We start from the raw sequence: 6,616 nt of genomic DNA, 5'->3' as shown, positions 1-6,616 counted from the left end.
CCGTCATCTGCGGGTCCGCGTAGGCGGGCGGATAGCCGAAGCAGAGGACGCCCTCGATCCGTCCGCTGAGGGGGCCCACCTCCCCCCCACCACCACCTCGACCGGGCGAGAGGGACGCGCTGCGGGAGGGGCGGTGGAGGGGGTGGCTGCGGAAGGGGGCGTTGCGGGTGATTTTCCGACTGCCAACGGCGCCCGGCCATGAGCCCACAGAGTCGGCAGTCGGAAAATCATCCAGCCCCCGGAGCGGCCACCCCCGGAACCGCCCCGGCCACCCACCCTCCCGAGAGCCACCCCCCCCGAACACCAAACCCCCACCCCGCCATCCGCCGGTAAGCCGCCGTTCAGCCGCTTCCTCCCCCCACAAACCGGGAAAGAGAAGGTGAACGGGATCCGGGACACCCCGTCCAGGGAGGGTACGACCATGGCGTCAGGGCAGGAGCTGGAAGCCGAGGCACGGCCGGACGGCGCCCCGCACACCGCCGAGCCACCGTGGCCGGGCAGCCGGCAGCCGCTCGGCGCCCGGTTCCGGACCGACCAACTCGGCGGCCCGGGCACCAACTTCGCGCTCTGGGCGGCCGGTGCCGAAGCCGTCGACCTGTGCCTGTTCGACGAGGACGGCCGGGAGACCCGACACCGCCTCACCGAGCAGGACCTGCAGATCTGGCACGGCTTCCTGCCCGGCGTGCGCCCCGGCACCCGCTACGGCTTCCGGGTGCACGGCCGCTGGGACCCGTGGACGGGCGCCCGCTGGAACCCCGCCAAGCTGCTGCTCGACCCGTACGCCCGCGCCGTCGACGGCCGTTACACCTCCCACGACGCGGCCTGCTCGGCCGTCCGCAACTGGCCGGAGGCCGACGTCGCCGACACCGTCCGGGACAACCGGGACTCCGCCCCGTACGTCCCCAGATCGGTGGTCGTCCACGATGACGACGACTGGTACGACGACCACCGCCCGAAGACCCCGTGGTCCGAGACGGTCCTCTACGAGCTCCACGTGCGCGGCTTCACCATGCGCCACCCCGACGTCCCGCCCCACCTGCGCGGCACCTACGCCGGCCTGGCCCACCCCGCCGCGATCGCCCACCTGACCCGCCTCGGCGTCACCGCCGTCGAGCTGCTGCCGGTGCACCAGTTCGCCGACGAGGACCACCTGCAGGCCCGCGGCCTGGTCAACTACTGGGGCTACAACACGATCGGCTACTTCGCCCCGCACGCCGGCTACTCCGCCTCGGGCTCGCGCGGCGGCCAGGTCGGCGAGTTCAAGCGGATGGTCCGCGCCCTGCACGCCGCCGGGATCGAGGTGATCCTCGACGTGGTGTTCAACCACACCGCCGAGGGCGCCGAGCTCGGCCCGGCGCTGTCGCTGCGCGGCATCGACAACGCCGCCTACTACCGCCTCGCCCCGCACCGCCCGCGCGGCTACGCCGACTACACCGGCTGCGGCAACACCCTGGACACCCGCCGCCCGCAGGTGGTCCGGCTGATCACCGACTCGCTGCGCTACTGGGTCGCCGAGATGGGCGTGGACGGCTTCCGCTTCGACCTGGCGGCCGCGCTGGCCCGGGGCACGGACGGCTTCGACCCGGACCACCCCTTCCTCGCCGCCGTCGCCCAGGACCCGCTGCTCAGCCGGGTGAAGCTGATCGCCGAGCCCTGGGACGTCGGCCCGGGCGGCTACCGGGTCGGCGGCTTCCCCCCGCTGTGGGCCGAGTGGAACGACAGGTACCGCGACACCGTGCGGGACTTCTGGCGAGGCGCCCGCCCTGACGTGCGGGAGCTGGGCTACCGGCTGTCCGGCTCCTCCGACCTCTACCAGCACGACGGCCGCCGCCCGTACGCCTCGGTCAACTACGTGACCGCGCACGACGGTTTCACCCTGCGCGACCTGGTCTCCTACGACCGCAAGCACAACGAGGCCAACGGCGAGGCCAACCGGGACGGCACCGACGACAACCGCTCCTGGAACCACGGCGCCGAGGGCGAGACCACCGATCCGGAGGTCAACTCCCTGCGGCTGCGCCAACTGCGCAACCTGATGGCCACCTTGCTGCTCTCCACCGGCGTCCCGATGATCACCGCCGGGGACGAGCTGGGCCGCACCCAGGGCGGCAACAACAACGCCTACTGCCAGGACAACGAGCTCGGCTGGCTCGACTGGTCGCTCCTCGACCGAACCGAATGGCACGAGCTGTGCGAGCTGACCGCCCGCCTGGTGCGGCTGCGCCGGGCCCACCCGGTGCTGCGCCGCCGGGCGTTCTTCTCCGGCCGGGCCGCCACCCCCGGCGGCCGCCCGGACCTCGCCTGGTTCACCCCGCTCGGCAAGGAGATGACCGAGGCGGACTGGTTCGGCCCCACCGCCTGCCTGGGCATGCTGCTGTGCGGCACCGCGATGTCCGAACGGGACGACACCGGACGGCCGTTGGACGACGACAGCTTCCTGCTGCTGCTCAACGCGGGCCGCGAACCGGTGGTGTTCACCCTGCCCGGCGAGCCCTGGGCCGAGCCGGAGGCCGCCTACGAGACGGTGCTGGACACGGCGAGCGCGGGCACGGGCGAGCCGTACCCGCGGGGCGCGGTGGTGCTGGGCGGGCGCTCGCTGCAACTGCTGCGGACGCCTGCCCAACCAGCGTGATCAGCCTCGGGCGAGCCCGACCTCGACGTTCTCCAGGACGCCGATATGAGCATGCGCCAGAAGATGTAATCGGCCGTTCGGCGGGCGCGCGCAAGAGGCGCGCGACGCGCTCCTCCCTGCACGAACGGCACCGCACGCCCCGCATTTCACTCACGCCCCGCCCGTACGGGTGGCCGGTTCTCGTCGGGTGCCACCGACAGGGGCGAAAAACCGGATGAGAAGTGACGGACTCTCTGCCTACCCTCACCGCGATGGCCGAGAACAGACAAGACGCCGAATCGAGGACCGGGCGCCGCCGCTCCACGGTCCGCTCGCTGCTGCGCCTGTGGCCCTACGCCCGGGCGGTGCGCGGCCGGCTCGCCGTCTCCGTGACGGCCGCCTCGCTCGCCATGCTGAGCACCCTCGCCGTCCCGGTGGTGCTCGGCCGGATCGTCGACGGCCCGCTCGCCCGGCACGACCTCGACGCCCTCTGGCCGCCGGTCGGCCTGCTGCTGCTCCTCGGGCTGGTCGAGGCCGCCCTGTTCTACACCCGCCGGGTGGTCCTCTCCCGCCCGCTGGGCCGGCTGGAGGCGACCATGCGCGCCGACCTCTACGCGAAGCTCCAGCGGCTGCCGGTCTCCTTCCACGACCGCTGGGGCTCCGGCCAGATGCTCTCCCGGGCCACCACGGACCTGAACGCCATGCGGCTCTTCCTGGCCTTCCCGCTGGTGTTCCTGATCGTCAACTCGGTGACGTTCCTGGCCGGCACGGTGCTGATGTTCGTCCAGGACTGGCGGCTCGCCCTGATCGTCCTGCTGCCCTCGGCGCCGCTGCTGGTGCTCACCCGGCGCTTCGAGTCCGGCTACTCGGTCACCGCCCGGCTCGCCCAGGACCAGAACGGCGACCTCGCCACCGTGGTCGAGGAGTCCGTCCTCGGCATCCGCATCCTCAAGGCCTTCGGCCGGCACCGCACGATGGCCGAGAACTTCCGCGCCCAGTCCCACCGGCTGCGCCGCACCGAACTGCGCAAGGCCCACCAGCTCGCCAACCTGTGGGCGGTCATCGTCGGCCTGCCGGAGATCGCCCTGGGCTGCGCCCTGGCGGCCGGCGCCTACCTGGTCGCCCACGACGAGCTGAGCGCCGGCACCCTGGTCGCCTTCCTCTCCACCGCGCTCGCCCTGCGCTGGCCGGTCGAGTCGCTCGGCTGGCTGCTCGCCTACGCCAACGAGTCCGCCACCGCGGCGGACCGCTTCTTCGAGGTCATGGACGAGCCCGAGCCCGAGGACCGGGGCACCGCCGAGGCGCTCGCCGCCCCCGGCACCCGGGACGGCATCCGCTTCAGCGGCGTCCGCTTCCGCTACCCCGACGCCCCCGACGGCACCCCCGACCTGCTGGCCGGCATCGACCTGCACGTCCGCAGCGGCGAGACGATGGCCCTGGTCGGCGCGACCGGCAGCGGCAAGACCACGCTCACCGCGCTGCTCCCCCGGCTGTACGAGGCCACCGGCGGCCGGATCACCCTGGACGGCCGGGACATCGCCGAGCTGCCCCGGGAGAAGCTGCGCGAACTCGTCGCGGTCGCCTTCGAGGAGCCCACCCTGTTCTCCGCCACCGTCCGGGAGAACGTCCTGATGGGCGCCCCCGGCGCGGACGAGCGGCAGCTGGCCGCCGCCCTCGCCACCGCGCAGGCCGGCTTCGTCGAGAAGCTCCCGGCCGGGGTGGAGACCGAAGTCGGCGAGCAGGGCCTGAGCCTGTCCGGCGGCCAGCGCCAGCGCCTCGCGCTGGCCCGGGCGGTGGTCGGCGACCCGCCCTTCCTGGTGCTGGACGACCCGCTCTCCGCCCTCGACGTGCACACCGAGGCGCTGGTCGAACGGGCGCTGCGCGAGGTGCTCGGCTCCACCACCGCCCTGGTGGTCGCCCACCGCCCCAGCACCGTGCTGCTCGCCGACCGGGTCGCGGTGCTCGCGGACGGCCGGATCGAGGCCGTCGGCACCCACCGGGAACTGCTCCGCGACTGCCCGCACTACCGCGAACTGATGTCGGGCGAAGCCGCCCTGGTGCCCGAGGGGGGCCATACCCGATGACCACCACCGTCGAGCCCGCCGAGGCCGGACCGGTCGAGGAGGAGCTGCCCCCGCCGCCGGCCGACGAGGAGGACATCCCCGTTCCGCCCGGCGCGCCCCGGGCGCTGCTGCGCTCGCTGCTCGGCCCGCACCGGGCCCGGATCGCGGTCGCGATGGTGGTGATCCTGGTCCAGCAGGCCGCCCTGCAGTCCGGCCCGCTGCTGGTCGCGGTGGCGATGGACCGCGGCATCCCGGCGCTGCGCGCCCACGACGCCGGACCGCTGGTCGCGGTGGTCGCCGGGTACCTGTTCTGCGCGCTGCTCAGCCCGGCGCTGCAGTGGGCGTTCATCAAGATCAGCGCCCGGGTGAACCAGGACGTGCTGCTGGAGCTGCGCGGCCGAATCTTCCGGCACGCCCAGCGGCTCAGCCTGGACTTCCACGAGCGCTACACCTCGGGCCGGATCATCTCCCGGGCCACCAGCGACATCGACGCGCTGCGCGAACTGCTCTCCGAGGGCCTGCAGGAGCTGCTGACCGTCTTCCTGTCGGTCTGTTACATCTCGGTGCTGCTGGTGGTGCTGGACTGGCGGCTCGGGCTGGCCTCGCTGGTGTGCTTCCTGCCGCTGGCGCTGATCGCCCGCTCCTTCCGCACCCGCTCCCGCCGGGTCTACCGCCGCTCGCGGACGGCCGCCGCCTCGATGATCGTGCGCTTCACCGAGACCATGAACGGCATCCGCCCGGTGCAGGCCTTCCGCCGCGAGAAGGCCAACGACGCCGCCTTCGCCGTGGTCAACCGGCAGTCCTCCACGGCCAACGCGGAGGGCTTCCTGGAGCTCGCCCGGTACGTCGGCCTGTCCCGCGCCACCGCCAACGTCTGGACCACCGGCATCGTGCTGCTGGGCGCCTACCTGGTCACCGACGACTCGCTGGAGCTGGGCGTCCTGACCGCCTTCGTGCTCTACCTGCGCCGCCTGTTCGACCCGATCGACCAGCTGGCGATGTTCCTGAACAGCTACCAGGCCGCCGCCGCGGCCCTGGAGAAGATCGCCGGCCTGCTCGCCCACGAGCCGACCGTCGCCGAGCCGGCCGAGCCGAAACGGCTCCCGGCGAGCGGGCGAGGCACACCGCCCCGAGCCGAAGGGCGCGCCGGTGCCGAAGGCGAGGAGCGAGTAACAGCCCGCGAGGTCTCCTTCGAACGGACCCGCTTCGCCTACCGCACCGGCAAGGAGGTGCTGCCGCCCTTCGACCTGCTGATCCCGGCCGGGCAGACGGTCGCGGTGGTCGGGGCGACCGGGGCCGGCAAGTCGACGGTCGCCAAGCTGCTGGCCCGCTTCTACGACCCGACCGGGGGCCGGATCCGGCTGGACGGCGTGGACCTGCGCGACCTCGCCACCCCGGAGCTGCGGCGCGGGGTGGTGATGGTGACCCAGGAGTCCTTCCTGTTCTCCGGCACCGTCGCCGAGAACATCGCGATCGGCCGCCCCGACGCCACCCGCGCCGAGGTCGAGCAGGCCGCCCGCGACATCGGCGCGTACGAGTTCATCGCGGCGCTCCCGGACGGCTTCGACACCGACGTGCGCAAGCGCGGCGGCCGGATCTCGGCCGGTCAGCGCCAGCTGGTCGCCTTCGCCCGCGCCCTGCTTGCCGACCCGGCCGTGCTGATCCTGGACGAGGCGACCAGCTCCCTGGACGTGCCCGGCGAGCAGGCCGTGCAACGGGCGATGCGCACGGTGCTGGCCGGCCGGACGGCGGTGATCATCGCCCACCGGCTCTCCACCGTGGAGATCGCCGACCGGGTCCTGGTGATGGACCAGGGCCGGATCGTCGAGGACGGCTCCCCGCAGCAGCTGATCGGCGGCTCCGGGCGTTTCGCCACCCTCCATCGCGCCTGGCGGGACAGCCTGGTGTAGAAAACCCCGAGTGGTGCCCGTCTGGAAGCCCC

Annotated in this window: 3 protein-coding genes; all 3 read left to right on the top strand. The window is 73.3% G+C overall.

Annotated features, from left to right (window positions below; all coding sequences use genetic code 11):
- Positions 1-421: 421 nt before the first annotated feature.
- The 3 genes from glgX to ACWCYO_RS09015 all read left to right on the top strand — a co-directional run bounded on the left by glgX (position 422) and on the right by ACWCYO_RS09015 (position 6,584).
- Complete coding sequence (gene glgX / locus ACWCYO_RS09025) at positions 422-2,632, top strand: glycogen debranching protein GlgX (RefSeq protein ID WP_449783834.1); 2,211 nt, start codon at positions 422-424, stop codon at positions 2,630-2,632.
- Positions 2,633-2,883: 251 nt separating this feature from the next.
- Positions 2,884-4,695, top strand: coding sequence for an ABC transporter ATP-binding protein (locus tag ACWCYO_RS09020; RefSeq protein ID WP_449783833.1), 1,812 nt, complete (start codon positions 2,884-2,886; stop codon positions 4,693-4,695).
- The gene (locus ACWCYO_RS09015) at positions 4,692-6,584 is read left to right on the top strand and encodes an ABC transporter ATP-binding protein (protein WP_449783832.1); all 1,893 of its coding nucleotides are present in this window, start codon (positions 4,692-4,694) and stop codon (positions 6,582-6,584) included. The genes ACWCYO_RS09020 and ACWCYO_RS09015 overlap by 4 nt, the downstream gene beginning before the upstream one ends.
- Positions 6,585-6,616 lie beyond the last annotated feature (32 nt).

The organism is Kitasatospora sp. NPDC001683, assembly GCF_053596495.1.
The sequence above is the reverse complement of the archived record's forward strand: the minus strand, read 5'-3'. Positions and strand labels throughout refer to the sequence as shown.

What these genes read in the sequence shown, in the direction of transcription:
- glgX (WP_449783834.1), top strand. Translation starts at nt 422, where the DNA reads ATGGCGTCAGGGCAGGAGCTGGAAGCCGAGGCACGGCCGGACGGCGCC.
- ACWCYO_RS09020 (WP_449783833.1), top strand. Translation starts at nt 2,884, where the DNA reads ATGGCCGAGAACAGACAAGACGCCGAATCGAGGACCGGGCGCCGCCGC.
- ACWCYO_RS09015 (WP_449783832.1), top strand. Translation starts at nt 4,692, where the DNA reads ATGACCACCACCGTCGAGCCCGCCGAGGCCGGACCGGTCGAGGAGGAG.